Origin of the sequence: Rhodococcus sp. AQ5-07, assembly GCF_009707305.1 — a bacterium.
GTDB lineage: Bacteria > Actinomycetota > Actinomycetes > Mycobacteriales > Mycobacteriaceae > Rhodococcus_F > Rhodococcus_F erythropolis.
Window position 1 is genome coordinate 2,759,778 of record NZ_CP046099.1, and the last position, 15,353, is coordinate 2,775,130.

Genomic DNA, 15,353 nt, shown 5'->3' on the forward strand with positions numbered 1-15,353 from the left:
TTCCTGTCTCCCACCACAACACACCTAGTTCGCATCGACGATCGCCCCTGTCCCTGACTGCTTCACCCGAAAACCGATTCGCCCCAACGGCTCCGCCGCGTGCGGAAGCGCGTACGAGAACAACGTCGCAAAATCGCGCGAGTCCACGGGACCAGCCTGTGCCCGTTTCAACTGACGAGGAGCCGGATCGTTCGCAAATACCAGAATCAATGCACCGCGAGTCTTACGGTGCAGCGCGCCGGCAAGCGGCCCGCCGTTCTTCTTCGGGCTGCCCGCAATGTGCTCGATCGCATCGCGCTCACGAACGGCCGTACCGGTGAAACCTGTTCGGTACTCGCGTTCCTGGCGTTTGCGATTGACGATCGGAAGTTTCGCGTGCCAACCCTTGATCTCGATCGGCTCCCGGGTCTTGGGGTACGGAAGCAGAACTGCGAAGTCTTCGAGCAATCCGGATTCGATTGCGGTCGAGAGCGCTTCGCGGTGGGGACCGAAATCCCACCCGTTCGCCCACTCGAACTGGTCGACGGCCTCTAACACCACATGGGCAGGGACGATGCCGTATCGCGCAGTGAACGATCGCGAAACGTCATCCTTGTCAACGAAATTGAAGGACCCTGTTTCGTCCAACGACTTCAATAATGGTGTAACCGCGTCGAAGTGCCGAGCGTTGATCGAACCGTCGCCTCGCGGGGGCTGCATCGTGAAGCTGAAACTTTCACCACCCATGCCTCGATAAACCAGATCGGCGTTGAACATCTTGTTTCGAGCCGTTGGCCTGAGCCACGGCAGCTGCTGAAATACCATCGGCGGCACATCGCGTGGAGTGACCCACGGTTCGCCCTTCCCGTTCACGCCGCTGAACCTGGTGAGCTCGTTCCGGAACTCCTGCTCATCCCGAACGATCGCCTCGAACGCCTTGTACATGTCGTAGTCCGCGCCGGCGGGTCCGCCAACCGTGCGGCCGATGAACAGCCGCACCAAGTCTCGGTACCCGGGGCGGAATCCGAACCAGCGTCCCATCTGCATCAACGTGTCAGCTTGGCCCGTGCGACGCGTGTAATAAGTGATGGTCAGGCCCTCGACTGTGAAGCCGCGACTCAGCTTTGTTCCGCCGACAAGGATCTTCCATACTCCCCGTTCCTGGAAGTCGAGGGAATCCTGTTTGTAGTCCTTCTCGGCCGCCCCGTTGACCACGATGACGGGGCTGGTTCCCTCGGAAATCTTGTCGTAGGCGGCGCCGATGAACTCCTCCAGCACACCGAACGAGCTGGGATTAGCCAACTCGCTACCACGCACAGCACTCACCACGGCAAAGTCCCCGGCCCAGAGCTTTTCCAGCCTCGAGAGACTCTTTGCCTGGCTGTACCCCGCCGACTTCCACAAGGCCTTGAAATCGTTGGCCACAGCGTCGTGCTCGGCCTGCTTCACCGATTCGTGCACCAACATCGTGGGGTGCCGATACTGCTTGGCGCCCTTCGATTCCCGGAAAAGCTTGATCGCCCCGGTCAGGACAAACGAGTCGAGAGCCCGCAATTGTTCGGCAGAACGATCCTCGTCGCACTCGGCCCGGAGATCCCGTACGTACGCTTTCTGGTTCGAATTGGCCGGAGTCTTGTCGTCGTCTTCGAGATCGTCGAGATCGTGGAAGTCCGCACCACCCATGTACGGGCCGGGCCGCTCGAGACTGACGATGAAGTCCGAAGGAAAGACGTTGACGCTGTCTTCCGGATCGACAAACACATTGGCAAAAGGTGTTGCGGTGTAACCGATGTACTGGGCACGCTCGAGTAGACCGAGGATCTCAGCAATCTGACCGTTGATCGCCGTCCGCTCGATCTGCTCGGTTTTCATCTTCTTCGGATCGATCGTGTTCACCGATGCCTGATCGGCTTCGTCGTCGATGATCAGGGCAGGGATCTGATCGAGCTCGGTCGGGACTTTCTTCAGATCGGCCACCAGCTTCTTGAGGCTGGAGACGTTCTTCTTCACGACCGCGATACGAATATTGCTCGGGTACAGATTCTTCGGATCATTGAGTGGAAGAGAGTGATCCACGGTTTCGAAGTGCAGTGCGCTCAAGCCCGCGAGCAGACTCTTGTAGTCAAAGGTCGAGGTGGTGAGCCGACGGATAGCCGGGATTTCATTCGTCTTGTTCGGATCGATTTCGTGTTCGAGAAAGTTCCCGTGCCGCCAGTCCTCGTCGTTGGCGTAGTCGTCGTCCACGCCGGCACTGATGTTTTGACGACCGACCAATTCCATGTCGAGGCGTCGCTGAGTCTGGCTCCGGAGAATCTCGATCGTGCCGGTCAACACGATGACCAAGCGGTACCCAGCGTCGATCGCCTTGGCCACCACGCCGCTGAAATTCGCCGTCTTCCCGCTCTGGACGTAGCCGACCACCAAACCTTTGGACTGATACGGCTCGGGGCGCGTCGGATCCGCGAGCCGGTGCACAACTTCAGTGGTTGCGATGTCCAGCTTTCCGATTGTCGCCTCGTCCCAATTCTTGTCGGCTAAAACTCGCTTGTAAGCGCGCCAATAGAAGTCGTGCTCGCGCCGGCGCTCGGAGGTGTACCAGGGGTCCCACGGCTGCTGAGCCGCAATGACAACGGGCCCACCTTCGCGAGGGAAGCGTGCATCCATCTCGGCGTGCGCGTCTACCGGCAGTCCCAACAGGTCGTAGATCCGAGCTCGCCGTTCCGGGCTCTGCGGGGTAGTCGAACCTACCCATGTCTCTACGCTTTCCGCATCCCACTGCCGCAGACGCGAGGTGAGCGCCGTTCGTACACCGACAGCACTGTCGTCGAGGAACACATCGATGACGTCCGCGATGGTCAGGCCGTCCGGATAGCTCGCTCGCAGGCGCGCGTTGACCGGGTACAGCACGTTCTCGGGCGGAAACCCGTCACCGAGTTCACGTGCAACCGCACGGAATACTTCATCACTCACTGCACTACCTGCTCCCGGTGCGCTGCCACTGCGGAAATCAACACTTCCTGCCACGCCTGCATCTTTTCCCTCTGACGAGCGCCGATTCTGGTTCCTTCGAACATCTCACTCACCAGCAGGAAGACAAGAGTCTTGAGCACCGGAGCATCAGCCGGGTCGAGACTGCGACGTCCGAGCAGATCACGCCGAAAACGCGCATTGATCCACAGAGTTCGAGTTTTGAGGTCGACTTCGAAGAACTGATCACGCGCCAAGGCTCGCCAACTCACGGCGACCGGATCATCGCCAACGCTGAATTCGAAGGCATCGCTGAAGGAATCGAGCACGTCTTCCGGAAAGCCGGATGCCGGCTCGATGACGCTGATCGGCCGAGGTGCAGAACTTCGGGCTGCCCGCACCGCGCGCTCGGCGTCGCTCAAATACGAGCGAAATCCACCGTTGCCATCCGTGAAGACGGCCCCGTCGACGGCAGCCGACGCAGTGGCATCAAGCGTCACCCCCGATTTCTCGGGATTGATGGTGATGTGCTGCAGCAGAGAATCGTTCAGATCGACGGCAATTCGTGCCAATCCGTAATCCGGTCGGCCCCGCACTATCGCGTTCCATCCACCGATCTGCAGGAGTCGATCGTGCCGATAGAAGTAGAGCCCCTGCTGGTCGCGGCCGGGGGCGCCGTGGATACGGAATTCCGGTGCATTACTCCGAGCGGGCCACACGTGAGCTTCGGCGGTTACTGTGCCGCCGGCGATCGACACGGTAAGTGTCCGAGGGTAGTTGAGGTCACCGGTGCGCGGATACCGGAACGGGTCGATGGCGCTGACCTTGCGCAGCGCGCCGGCGCGTCCCGCTTCGACGTCGAAGACATCGACAGTCAGAGCAATCCGGCCGGATTCGATGAGACGGTGAAATACGACGCCGAGATGACTGCGCACGTCGTTGATGGTCTGTTCGAGCCAGCTGGTCTGCTCGTCCGCGTGTGCGGACATGAGAAAGGTTGTGATGACGCGCCATTCGACAACAGTTCCGGTGTCGAACGGAAAGCGAGGCGTGACTGCGTCGAAGAATTCGGCGGCTTGCCGGTCCTCGATCACCGAAACTGACTGACGCCCCTGCACTGAGGCGGAGTCGATCTCGCGGCCCTGCGTCGGGTGGCCCGACTTTCGAGACCACACTCGTAGCAAACGAGCCTGACTCAACGACGCTGCCTTCATCCCCACACCGAAATGACCCAGGTCCTCGGCGGCATAGTCGCGTCGACGGCCGTAGGTCATCGCAGCATCGATGGTGTCACTGTCCATGCCGGAGCCGTTGTCGATCACCATCATCGACACGATCCGTGTGCCGTCCTGAACGAACCTGATCAGCACGTGGGAGGCCGAGGCGTCGAGGCTGTTGTCGATCAGATCGGCGAGCGCTGTCGCGATGGTGTGGTGCAAACCGATGGCGCCGGCAAGGGACTCGTCCGCCGCAAGGATCTTGGTGCCTACTATGCGGGTGTCCGCGACGTCAGTCATGGGATGGATCCTTACCCTCTGCCTCGTCGATTTCGGATGCTTCGCCGCGCCTCCATGCCGCCTCCAAGAAGTCCAGAATCACGTCCTCACCACGATCTTCGTACGCGCGCAGTATCTTTCGTGGACGATCTTCGCCGTCCAGACACACGGCTTCCGCGAGAATACGCACCACATGTCTCTCGGCAGTTCGCAATGGCTCGCGATTGCCAACCTCTGCGAGTGCCTGACGTAGTGGGTCGATGTCAGAGTGGACGATCGCCGGTCGAACCACGCGGAAGGTTCCGTCTTGCCACAGCTCGAGCAGCACGTCTTCGCCCTCGACAGCGGAGAGTTCACGCAGGAATCGGCGGATAGTGCCGAACGTCGGCTGCGCTCCGGTCCACCGAACTGCTTGAACGCCGAGGTGGCTCTCCAACTCGATGGTCTCGCCGCGCGCACAGCCCGCAGCGACCGCAACACCGGCGGGCACCGCAAACCCGGAACCCCGTAGATGATCGGAGGTCACGGTCAGTCGATACCGCCACGTACTGCCTGACCGGTACAGGCGGCGAGTCAACTCTGGCGTCTTCGCAGTGTTACGTGTCCGCTTGCGCCGGACGATCCCGTCACCACCAATGTTGAACTCACTGGTTCCTTCAGCCTCTCCCGAAGAAACCGATTCCTCCCCAACGGAATCCGCACTTCCCCAGGCGTGCAGCCGCCACACTGCGCCGTCGAGCGTCACGCGATCGTCGGCCTCGAGCGCGCGCTCGATCGACCGCTCACTGCGATCGGACTTCAGCAAGTCCACAAGCTCGCCGACGGTCTTCGGCGATCCGACGGCTTCGAGCGCACCGACTGCCAGATCGGAGATCCGACGCGCACGCGTCAGCGCAGACTCCGCCACTACGACGACCCCGCACCACGCAAGCCACTTCTCCAGTTCGCCGCGTGACATCGACACCACTTCGGCGACGTCGTCGAGTGCAACCACACCGTTGGGGGACTCAAAGTCTTCCAGCAAGGTCTGAGTGCGTTTCTTGGCCTCCGCGACGCCCGGAGCGGCAGCCCAACCGTCAGTCACCTCGAAGTAGTCGTCGAGACGGTCCAGAACCAACCACAGCGGAACTCCGTAACCAGGCACCTCCGCCGCGATGCTCGGATGCACGTCGAGGAGGCGATCAAGCGAAGCCACCGGCTGAATCTCGACTCGCAGGCTGGCAAGCAGGTTCCCCACCGCCGTCCCGAATCCGCACGCCGCGTTGAGTTTGGCTTTCACGTCGGCCTCGATCTGCCCGACTCGCCCCGAGCCCACACCGAGCTTGGCTCCGATCGCTCCCCTGCGCTGCGGAACTCGCGCCACGATCCGCTCACGCAACACCAACGACTCCCGCTCATCCAGCTGCGAGAAGAGATTGTCGATCTCGTCCATCGCGTCGGTACGGTCCGTGTCGGGCAAGTCGTTCGGCGTCAGAGCCGAGATCCGGGCGGCAACTTCCTGAATCGAGGCCGGAGATTCATCGTCGATCTCGACGGTGACGAGTGGTCTGCTGTCCTGGCCTCGGACCCGTCGCCACATTGCCAGCTGAGCGAGATCGTCGAGCAGCGCTGTGATCGCGGGTGGGGCAACTGCTTCCTCAGCGGTCTCGACGCGGGCGAGCGGAGTCGTCATGACCGCACAGACCAACAGGTTGAGCACTATGTCGTGCACCGTCTGTTCGCTAGTTCCGCGCACGCCGAAGATCTCAGCGGTCGTGTGCGTCAGTAGACCGCCGATTGCTTTGTCGGTGGTGAGCCGTGACAACGCCGTCACTGCGCGAGTATCGAGACTCAACACCTCCAGCGGGAGATCTTCACCAAGGAGCGGAAAGCTCTCTTGTAATACCGCTGCCGCGTGGTGAGCGATGAAGAGGGACGCCAGCTCGGAGAGAACCTTCTCGAGATCGACCTCGAGAACAGTGAACGACGGCGCTTCGCTGAACCACCAATCAGGCGACGGGGCCAGCGGCTCGAGCAGCGCAGCACGATCGGATACGTAGTCGTCCAACCAAGGAAACAGATCGACCCACAGCGTCTGACTCAGCTCGTTCGCGGGAAGCGAGTTCACACCCAACGTCAACGCACTACTCCCACTCACGGATACTTTCATTGCAGTCAAAACCGACCGCGATGTCGGTAACAAGTTACTGCAGCTCGTGAGCGGTCGCAGCGCCGGACCTGCTTACCCGACAGTCAGACTTCTCCGCTCAGTCGACGGCGGTGAAACCCTTCGCCCGATCTTTGTCGGCCGAGGTCCACAGCGTCGTCGACAGTTCTGCCTTCACCAGCGGGATAACCTCCTCCGCAAATCGGCGCAGCGTGTCCTTCTGCTGCTCGAAGTCGAGCACGTGATTGACCGACACCGATTGGAAATCGTGGCCGTAACTCTCGTGATAATCGAGGATCTTCTCGGCGACTCGTTCCGAAGACCCGACCAACGCCGGCCCGCGGTCGACGGCTTCCTCGATGGTCCGGAAGCTCGTCGACTTTCCGACCGCTTTGGGGTCGTGCTTGCGTTTGTCGGCCTGCGCAACGGCGCCTTCGTAGATCGGACGGAACTCTTCGATGGCCTGCTCGGTGGTATCGGCGAGGAACAATCCGCCCGAACCCGAGCCGACGTACGCCTTGGACGGGTCGTGCCCGTACGCCAGGTACTGCTCGCGGTAGTGGTCGATCAGCACTTTGTAGTTCTCACGAGGCTGGAAGGCGTTGGCGGTGACGATGGGGTCGCCCCACTTCGCCGCCAGTTCGACGGCCTCGAACGAGGTAGCCGATCCATGCCAGATACGGAACGGTCCGTCGTAGGGACGCGGTAGCGTCGTCGCGTCCTCGAGCGATGGTCGGTGAGTCCCCACCCACTTGACGTTCTCCTCGCTGATCAGCAGTTTGAGGAGTTCATAGTTCTCGGTGAGGTATTCGTACTGCTTGGCGATATCCAACCCGAGGAGCGGGTACTGAAGGACCTCGTTGCCCTTGCCGATCACGATCTCGAGGCGTCCCCGGCTCAGCTGATCGATGGTTCCGAAATCTTCGGCGACTCGAATCGGGTCCAGTAGCGACAGAACGGTGACACCGGTCGAGAGCAGGATTCTGTCTGTGGCCTGCGCAATTGCCCCCAAAACGACGGTTGGCGCCGACGAAAGAACCGGCCCGGCGTGGCGCTCGCCCACCGAGAACGAATCGATACCCAGTTCTTCGGCGAGAACCGCCAGTTCGACGACGCGGTTGAGCCGATCGGACGGGGCAACTTCCTCGCCGGTCACTGGATGGGGTGGGTTGAAAATGATGTCCAGAACCTGAAAACGCATGACCCGTCTTTCTCGATAACCGCACAGCGCGCCTGTCCCTCGGAGGCTAGTGCGCGGCTGCTCGACGGATCCGCGATCCGAGGAAGCGCCCAACGCAACGAATTCGCGAAATACGCTATTCAGCAGGAACTTTCGACTCAAGCAGACCATTCAGTCGATAAAACTCTCACCGATCCGAAGTCGACCGAAAACATGCCGAACTCCCGCCAGGCAGGACCTGTGTCACCGACCAATCAAGCGCACGGTAAACATGAAGTACTAAGAGTGCGTTCCCTTACTCGTTAAGAGGTACTTGTTATGAATGGTGCGGCAGCCATCGGTGATGGCATATTCCAGATTCCTGTCCCGATCACGGACAACCCGCTCGGGCACACGCTCGTCTACGCCATGGAATCCCCCGGCGGACTGATCTTGGTCGACGCTGGCTGGGGTGACGACAACGGCTGGCAGGGCCTCAACGCGGGGCTCGCCGAGATCGGACATTCGGTGACCGACATCGAGGGCGTCGTGGTCACGCACTTCCATCCGGACCACACCGGACTGTGCGGACGGGTCCGCGAGGCGTCCGGCGCCTGGATCGCCATGCATGAGGACGACCACTACCTGTTCGATCAGATGTCGACTGCGCGTAACGACGAGTGGATGGCATATCAGCTCGAGAACATGGAACGCGCTGGAGCGCCGAAAGCCGACCGCGATGCATTCAAATTGACGGCCGCGGGCGAGTCTCCCGTGGGCCCCGAGTCCGCTCCCGACCGCCTTCTCGCCGACGACGAGATCATCGCACTCACCGGCCGCGGCCTCCGCGTTGTCTACACCCCCGGCCACACGCCTGGCCACGTCTGCTTCTACCTCGACGACGCCGACGTCATGTTCACCGGCGACCACGTCCTGCAGAAGACAACACCGCACGTCGGCAACTTCGTGTACCCCCTCGACGAACGTGACGCCCTCGCCGATTTCCTCGACTCGCTCGCACGGGTGCAGAACATGAACATCACCCGCGGTCTCGGCGCTCACGGCATTCCGATCGACGACGTCGGAGGTCGCGCCGGCGAGTTGATCGAGCATCACCAGGAGCGACTCGATCATCTGCTCCAGGAGTTCGCCGACGACAAGCTCACCGTGTGGGAAGTCGCGGCAAAGATGAAGTGGTACAAGCCGTGGGCCGAGATCTCCCCGATGGGAAAGACGATGGCGTTGTCCGAAGGTGCAGCTCACCTTCGCCATCTGGTTGCCCGAGAGCAGGTCTCTCAGGTTCCCGGCTCCGAGCCCGCGCTCTTCGCTCGCTCCATCTGAAAGATCAGGGCCGACAAGCACTCCGCTCGTCGGCCCTGATCTCTATTCCGCTTCGGCCTGATCGACTATTCGGGTCGACGCCGATCGCGGGACCACCACCACCGGAACCGGTGAGTACCGCACGATCTTCGCCGCCCGACTGCCGAGGAACACCCGCGCCAGTGGACCTGCCTTGCTCGAGCCGACAGTCAGAACGTCACCTCGGTCCCACTCGACGCCCTCGAGCGCCTCGGCCCAGTTACGACCATGGCTGATAACCGATTCCATGACGTCGGGTATTTCGGGCAGTGCACGCACGCGCTCGAAGGCAGCGTTGGTCTCGCGCTCGACCACCTCGGCCCACTCGGAGATGATCGGTGAATCCCCCTCGGTCCCGAGTGTGGTCGTGTACTGCGCGTTTGCGCGAACTGCAAACGCCGCCAGTCTGAGTCCGGCATCGACACGCGCAGCCACGGTCGCGGCGGCGAGCACCAGATCGTCTTGATCGGGTGTGCCCGAGTATGCGGCGGTGACGCGGCGAACCACCTCACCGGACTTGGTTCGAAATCCCCTCGGCGCCAGGGCGACCGGAACGTCGGAGCTGTGCAGCAAGCGTGAGGTGACACTGCCGAGAGCCACGTGACCGAACACCCCGGCCGTAGACGAATCTAGGACGATCATCTTGGCTTCGTGCTCGTGAACGAGATCAAGCAAGCCACTCGACGTCGACTGAGCCTCATGCACGACATAGGTCACGTAGACGTCGGAGGGCATGTCTGACCGCGCTTTCGCCAGTGCCGCTTCGGCTTCGGCTCGTAACTGCTGGTGGTATTCGGCGTCGACACGCGCCATCCCGGGCGGTGGCGGCGAGGGAATCACCGCGCAGATCACCAACGGTTCACCGGACGAGCGCGCCAACAGCGTTGCCAGATGGACGGTTCCGGAACTGTCACCGTCGGGTGCGTATCCCGCGAGCAGCGTCATGACTCGGACTCCGATCCCAATTCGGCGCGGTTCTTCGCCCCGAGGCGCGAGTGCTTCATACCGTAGGCGAAGTACCAGATGATCGCGACGGTCACCCAGATGAGGAACACGTAGATCGTGACGGTTCGGAGGTCCTTGATGATCCACAGGCAACCCAGGATCGAGAGGATCGGCGTCACCGGATAGCCGGGAACTTTGAAGCTGCGCGGCAGGTCCGGGTCACTGCGCCGCAGGATGATGACCCCGATCGAGACCACGAGGAAGGCCACCAGGGTTCCGATACTGGTCATTTCAGCGAGGAAGTTGATGGGAATGAAACCGGCCAGAATGCTGATGACGACGCAGACGATGATGGTGTTGGGCACCGGCGTCAGAGTCCGCGGGTTCACCTTGTGGAAGATCGACGGAATCATGCCGTCGCGTGACATCGCGAACAGAATGCGGGTCTGACCGTAGATGACCACGAGCGTGACGCTGCAGATCGAGATCACCGCACCGGCAGCCAGAAGTGTTCCCGGCCAGGTAGATCCGGTCACCTGTTCGAGGATGGCGGACAGCCCGGCTTCCTGACCTTCGAACGATGCGGAATCCTGTGCACCGATCGCCACGGCGACAACGGCGATGTAGATCGCGGTGACAGACACGAGCGCAATAAGGATCGCGAGAGGGAGATTGCGACGAGGGTTCTTCACTTCTTCGCCGGCAGTGGACACAGCGTCGAGGCCGATGTACGAGAAGAAGATGATTCCGGCGGCGGACATGACGCCACTGGATCCGAACGGTGCGAAGTCGGCGAAGTGATTGCTGTTCCATCCGGCGATGCCGACCACGATGAAGAGCAACAGAATTGCGAGCTTGATCGAGACCATGATGGCGTTGGCCTTGGCCGATTCACTGGCGCCGCGGATGAGCAGAACACCGCACAGGCACACCAGGATCACTGCGGGCAGATTGATGATGCCGCCCTGCTCCGGCGCTTGTGACAACGCGTCGGGGATCTGGAACCCGAAGAGGTTGCCAAGCAGCTGGTTCAAGTATTGCGACCATCCGACGGACACCGCCGCGGCCGAGACTCCGTACTCGAGAAGCAGACACGCGCCGACGGCCATGGCCGGAAGCTCTCCGAGCGTCGCGTAAGCGTAGGAATACGACGAGCCCGACGCTGGGACAGCTCCGGCCAACTCCGCGTAACAGATCGCCGTGAGTCCCGCGACGATACCGGCAACAACGAAGGAGATGATCACTGCCGGACCGGCGACCGGGACCGCCTGCGAGAGGACGAAGAAAATACCGGTGCCGATCGTGGCGCCGATGCCGAACATGGACAACTGCGCCAAACCGATACTGCGGGTCAGCTCACCGCCGTTGGTATCTGCGCCGGTCTCCTGGTCTATCTGCAAAGCCGGCTTGCGCCGAAGTACGTGTTTGACGAGAGTAGCCATCGACGCTCCTCTAGAGTGCCTGGTAGGAAACTGTTGTATCCTCATACTGCACGTAAGTGTCCTGCGACACAACAGTTGGAGCAAAGTTGCCCAGCTCACGCCAACCGTCCGGTCTGGAATGCCCGGATCGTGAACCGCCTTCGGAGAAAACGGGGAGATCATGACCGGACCGACCATCACCGTCGACCTGCGTCGTATCGAACAGAATGCGCGCGTCCTCGTCGAGGCGTCCAGCGCTCACGGCATATCGGTGGCCGGTGTCAGCAAATCTACGTGCGGATCCCCCAAAGTGGCACGAGCAATGGTCCGCGGCGGCGTCACGCAGATCGCCGACTCCCGCCTGGACAACCTGGCCCGCATTCGCCGCGACGGCATCACCGTTCCCCTGATGCTGATCCGCGCACCGTCGCTGAACGAGATCGACGCCACGATCCGCTACGCGGACATCAGCCTCAACTCCGAGTTGACGACGATTGCTGCTCTGGGCAGAGCAGCACAAACGCGAGGAGTCGTCCACGACATCGTGCTGATGATCGACCTCGGAGATCTCCGCGAAGGGATCCTGCCGGCGGAGGCATTGGACGTAGTCGCTGAAATCCTTCCCATCGAGGGCATCAGACTGATCGGAATCGGCGCGAACCTCGCCTGCGTCGGCGGCATCCAACCGACCGTCGACAACCTGTCGAATCTGGTCTACCTAGCCGACGAAATCACGAAGCGGTTCTCGATCGAACTGCCGATCGTTTCCGGCGGCAATACGTTCTCGCTGCCACTACTCGAGACGGGCACGATGCCCGAGGGGATCAACCATCTGCGTTTGGGTGCCAGCATCGTTCTGGCCGAATCACCTACTCCCCCCGGACTGTACGAACTGCTGAACAACGATGCCTTCACTCTCACCGCGGACATCATCGAGGCCAAGGTCAAGCCGTCGCGGCCGTATGGAGTCTCAGGGAAAGACGCATTCGGCCGACGCCCCGTCTTCGACAACGAGGACAAGCCGAGCCGACGCCTGATCTTGTCCATCGGCCGCGAAGACATCTCGCCGGAAGGCTTGACCCCGATCGATCCGCGCCTGAAGGTGATCAGCGCCAGTAGCGATCACCTCCTCGTCGACGCCGGAGAAACAGGCGACGAATACCGACTGGGTGGCACCGTCGACTTCACGATCGATTACGGCGCGCTCTTGATGGCGATGACATCGCCCTACGTCGAAAAGCGCTACGCCCTGGGCACCGAACCGATCGATGCCAATGCGACCGTTGAATTGATCGACCTCGAAACTAGCGGGCTGGCAAGCCATCTCCTCGATCACGGTCTGCGCGAGGACATGTCCGGAATCGGTTTCAGCTGCATTCAAGGAGAGAACGCCGCCGCGGATCTCACGACGTTGCCGCTGTGGCTCACTACCGAGGCCTGGCAGAACACCAGAATTCCGATCGCCACCGAACCCGGAACCGATTTGGGTGCAATCATTTTCGCCTCCCACGGCGATATCGAACAATTGCTGTCGTCGGCAGCGGATCTGCACGGCCCCAGTTTGGGGAACACCGTCTTGGTGGGCGTCAAGAACGCCACGGTCGATCACAAGCGCGCACTCGACGAGTACGGGGTATTGCTGGTGACGATCGACGAGATCGATCGCCATGGCATGGCGGCCTTGATGCCTCGCGTCCTCGCCGCGGCGGGCCAGGGTGTGAACGGCGTCCACGTCCACTTCGACCTGGACATCATCGACGGGCGTGTTCTCGGCGTCGATGACACGACACATCTGGGCGGCCTCACATTCCGAGAAGCGCACCTCGCCGCCGAATTCATCAGCGAGACCGGCCTGACGAGATCGATTTCGATCGGCAGCGTCGCGGCAGCGGCTTCCGATCCCCTCGGACGGCAAGCGACCTTCGTCGATGGACTGGTTGCATCGCTGCTCGGGCGCAAGGTGGTCAAAGCCTGACGTTGTCGGCAGCCCTTGCGAGAATCGTTCGATGATCACGCGGAGCTCCGGTCAGCACGTATTCATCGCACTCGGCACGCCGTGGCTCGATGCCGTGGTCGCGTTTCTCGAACCCCGTGCCCGTGTCGATCCCTGGATCATGCGCGGAAAGATGGCCATCGGCGACCTGTTGATCACTGTTCTCGACACCACTCCTCGCACGCTGCTCTGCACCGAGACCGTGGCTGCGCCGTTCGACGGCACGTCGCGGATGGAAGTCGATGAACGCCCGTACGAACTCCACGGTTTGCCCACCGTTCCCGAACTCGAACAACGATGGTCCATCACGTTTCCCACGGATCCAGGGCCGGTCGACGACGCACTGGCCGACCGGATTCTCACGGCCGGCCAGTCGCACTATGCGCACTACTTCGGCGACATCGACACGCTGGATCCGACGTCCACAGCTGCCCACGCCCGAACGTTGATGAACGAGCGGGGAAACCGCACAGGTTGCAGCTCACCGATGCCGTTGCGAAAGTTCAACAGCGGCGATCGCCTTCACTTTCATTCCGCATCACGGATCTTCAGGCAGGCTGAATCTGGTGACGACTACCCAGCCGTCCTGTGCCGCAAGTGCACCGGAAGGATGGCCACGTCTGGGCACACCAACTTCATCGACTACATGCTGGCGAAAAATCCACCGTGCCCACACTGCGGTGCACACAGAACCGCTCAGTGTTCCCCGGGGATGCCGGTCCATCCATTCGATCACCTACCGTGGCTCGCCGGAACAGGCTGCGTCGTGGGACCGGACACCCCGGAATGGACGTGCCGAGCATGCAATCACTCATGGGGACAGATGTTCCCGCCGGATCACCCGCAGCACGACTAATCAGTTCGCGGCAAAGCCGGGAAGCCGGTCGATGTCTGCAACGATCGAGAACTCGGATGCATCGCCCTAGATGATGCGGCTCTGCTCACCGTGGACGTCGACGGGAACGTCACCGGCCAACGTCACCCGATGCAGACTGCGTGCCTGTGTCCCGTAGTCGGAAATCCCGTAATGCTGGGTTGCCTGGTTGTCCCAGATCGCGACATCACCGGGAGCCCACGACCACCGAACGGTGTTTTCCAACTTGATGATTCGTGCCTGCAGAAGCTGGTAGAGAGCAACCGACTCCGAAGGCTTCAGTCCGACGAACTCCTTGACGAAGTGACCGAGAAGCAGAGTCTTCTCCCCTGTCGCAGGATGGACCCGAACCACCGGATGCTCCGTCTCGTAGATTTCGCGAGTGAATTCGGAGTAGTTCGTCACGCGTTGAGCGTCGCCTTGCTTCACCTTGTCGATAGTCTCGGCGTAGTCGTATGCATTGGTGTGGACAGCGCGCAGATTCTCCACCAATACCTTGAGCGAATGCGGCAGTTGGTTGTACGCAGCCGTGGTAGACGCCCACGTGGTTGCTCCGCCGTACTCGGGAATTGTGGTCGCGCGCAGGATCGATGCCTTCGGGATGCGATCGATGAAAGTGACGTCGGTGTGCCAGCTGCTGGCAGCGCCGTCGATCACCAACAGCTTGTTGTCCTTGGACTTGAGAGTGGGATGCGTGGTGGTCGGGCTGCCGAGGGTTCCGGCGAATTCGTACTGCGACGTGTCGTCGAGATGCTGCTGCCCACGGAAGAACACAACCTTGTGCGCTGCCAGCGCATAGTTGATCGCGTAGGCGGTCTCTTCGGACAAGTCCCCGGAGAGATGTACGCCGTCGATGCGGGCGCCGATCAGCTCACCTACCTTGTGGACAGTGATTCCGCCGGCAGCGTAGATCTGCTCCGGGGTCTGAGTGACGCGTTCGAGTTCGGTGATGGACATGTCAAGCTCCTATGAGTCTGTAAAAGGCTGAGTGGTGGTAATGCTGTTCGATGTCGA

The 15,353-nt window shown here is 61.3% G+C and carries 9 protein-coding genes and 1 pseudogene; 3 read left to right on the forward strand and 7 right to left on the reverse strand.

The genetic code is table 11. The features are described 5' to 3' along the window. Nucleotides 1-24: 24 nt before the first annotated feature. The 4 genes from GJB56_RS12690 to GJB56_RS12705 form a co-directional block, all read right to left on the reverse strand. Entirely contained in the window at nt 25-2,949 is a 2,925-nt protein-coding gene (locus tag GJB56_RS12690; protein ID WP_113684032.1) for a Z1 domain-containing protein, read from the reverse strand. Continuing rightward, nucleotides 2,946-4,463, reverse strand: coding sequence for an ATP-binding protein (locus GJB56_RS12695; RefSeq protein ID WP_113684031.1), 1,518 nt, complete (start codon nt 4,461-4,463; stop codon nt 2,946-2,948). Before GJB56_RS12695 ends, GJB56_RS12690 begins: the two co-directional genes overlap by 4 nt. Beyond that, the gene (locus GJB56_RS12700; protein ID WP_230091182.1) at nt 4,456-6,579 is read right to left on the reverse strand and encodes a hypothetical protein; all 2,124 of its coding nucleotides are present in this window, start codon (nt 6,577-6,579) and stop codon (nt 4,456-4,458) included. The genes GJB56_RS12695 and GJB56_RS12700 overlap by 8 nt, the downstream gene beginning before the upstream one ends. Nucleotides 6,580-6,688: 109 nt before the next feature. Further along, nucleotides 6,689-7,789 carry an LLM class flavin-dependent oxidoreductase gene (locus GJB56_RS12705; protein WP_003940656.1) on the reverse strand — a complete coding sequence of 367 codons (1,101 nt, stop codon included), beginning with the start codon at nt 7,787-7,789 and terminating at the stop codon, nt 6,689-6,691. Between the two features lie 297 nt (nt 7,790-8,086). Here GJB56_RS12705 and GJB56_RS12710 point away from each other — a divergent pair, with 297 nt between their 5' ends. Continuing rightward, nucleotides 8,087-9,088 carry an MBL fold metallo-hydrolase gene (locus tag GJB56_RS12710; RefSeq protein ID WP_113684029.1) on the forward strand — a complete coding sequence of 334 codons (1,002 nt, stop codon included), beginning with the start codon at nt 8,087-8,089 and terminating at the stop codon, nt 9,086-9,088. 42 nt (nt 9,089-9,130) lie between these two features. Here GJB56_RS12710 and GJB56_RS12715 read toward each other — a convergent pair whose 3' ends face one another. Both GJB56_RS12715 and GJB56_RS12720 read right to left on the reverse strand, forming a co-directional pair. After that, nucleotides 9,131-10,051 carry a universal stress protein gene (locus GJB56_RS12715; protein ID WP_113684028.1) on the reverse strand — a complete coding sequence of 307 codons (921 nt, stop codon included), beginning with the start codon at nt 10,049-10,051 and terminating at the stop codon, nt 9,131-9,133. Next, a complete protein-coding gene (locus GJB56_RS12720; RefSeq protein WP_113684027.1) occupies nt 10,048-11,493 on the reverse strand; it encodes an amino acid permease in 1,446 nt (481 codons plus the stop codon). The genes GJB56_RS12715 and GJB56_RS12720 overlap by 4 nt, the downstream gene beginning before the upstream one ends. A gap of 160 nt (nt 11,494-11,653) precedes the next feature. On the opposite strand from GJB56_RS12720, the gene GJB56_RS12725 reads away from it, so the two are divergent. Continuing rightward, the gene (locus GJB56_RS12725; RefSeq protein WP_113684026.1) at nt 11,654-13,447 is read left to right on the forward strand and encodes an alanine racemase; all 1,794 of its coding nucleotides are present in this window, start codon (nt 11,654-11,656) and stop codon (nt 13,445-13,447) included. A 31-nt stretch (nt 13,448-13,478) separates the two neighbouring features. Then, nucleotides 13,479-14,321, forward strand: a complete 843-nt coding sequence (locus GJB56_RS12730) for a hypothetical protein (protein ID WP_113684025.1) — start codon at nt 13,479-13,481, stop codon at nt 14,319-14,321. Here GJB56_RS12730 and GJB56_RS12735 read toward each other — a convergent pair. After that, nucleotides 14,322-15,296 (reverse strand): annotated as a pseudogene (locus GJB56_RS12735) (TauD/TfdA dioxygenase family protein). Between the last annotated feature and the right edge of the window lie 57 nt (nt 15,297-15,353).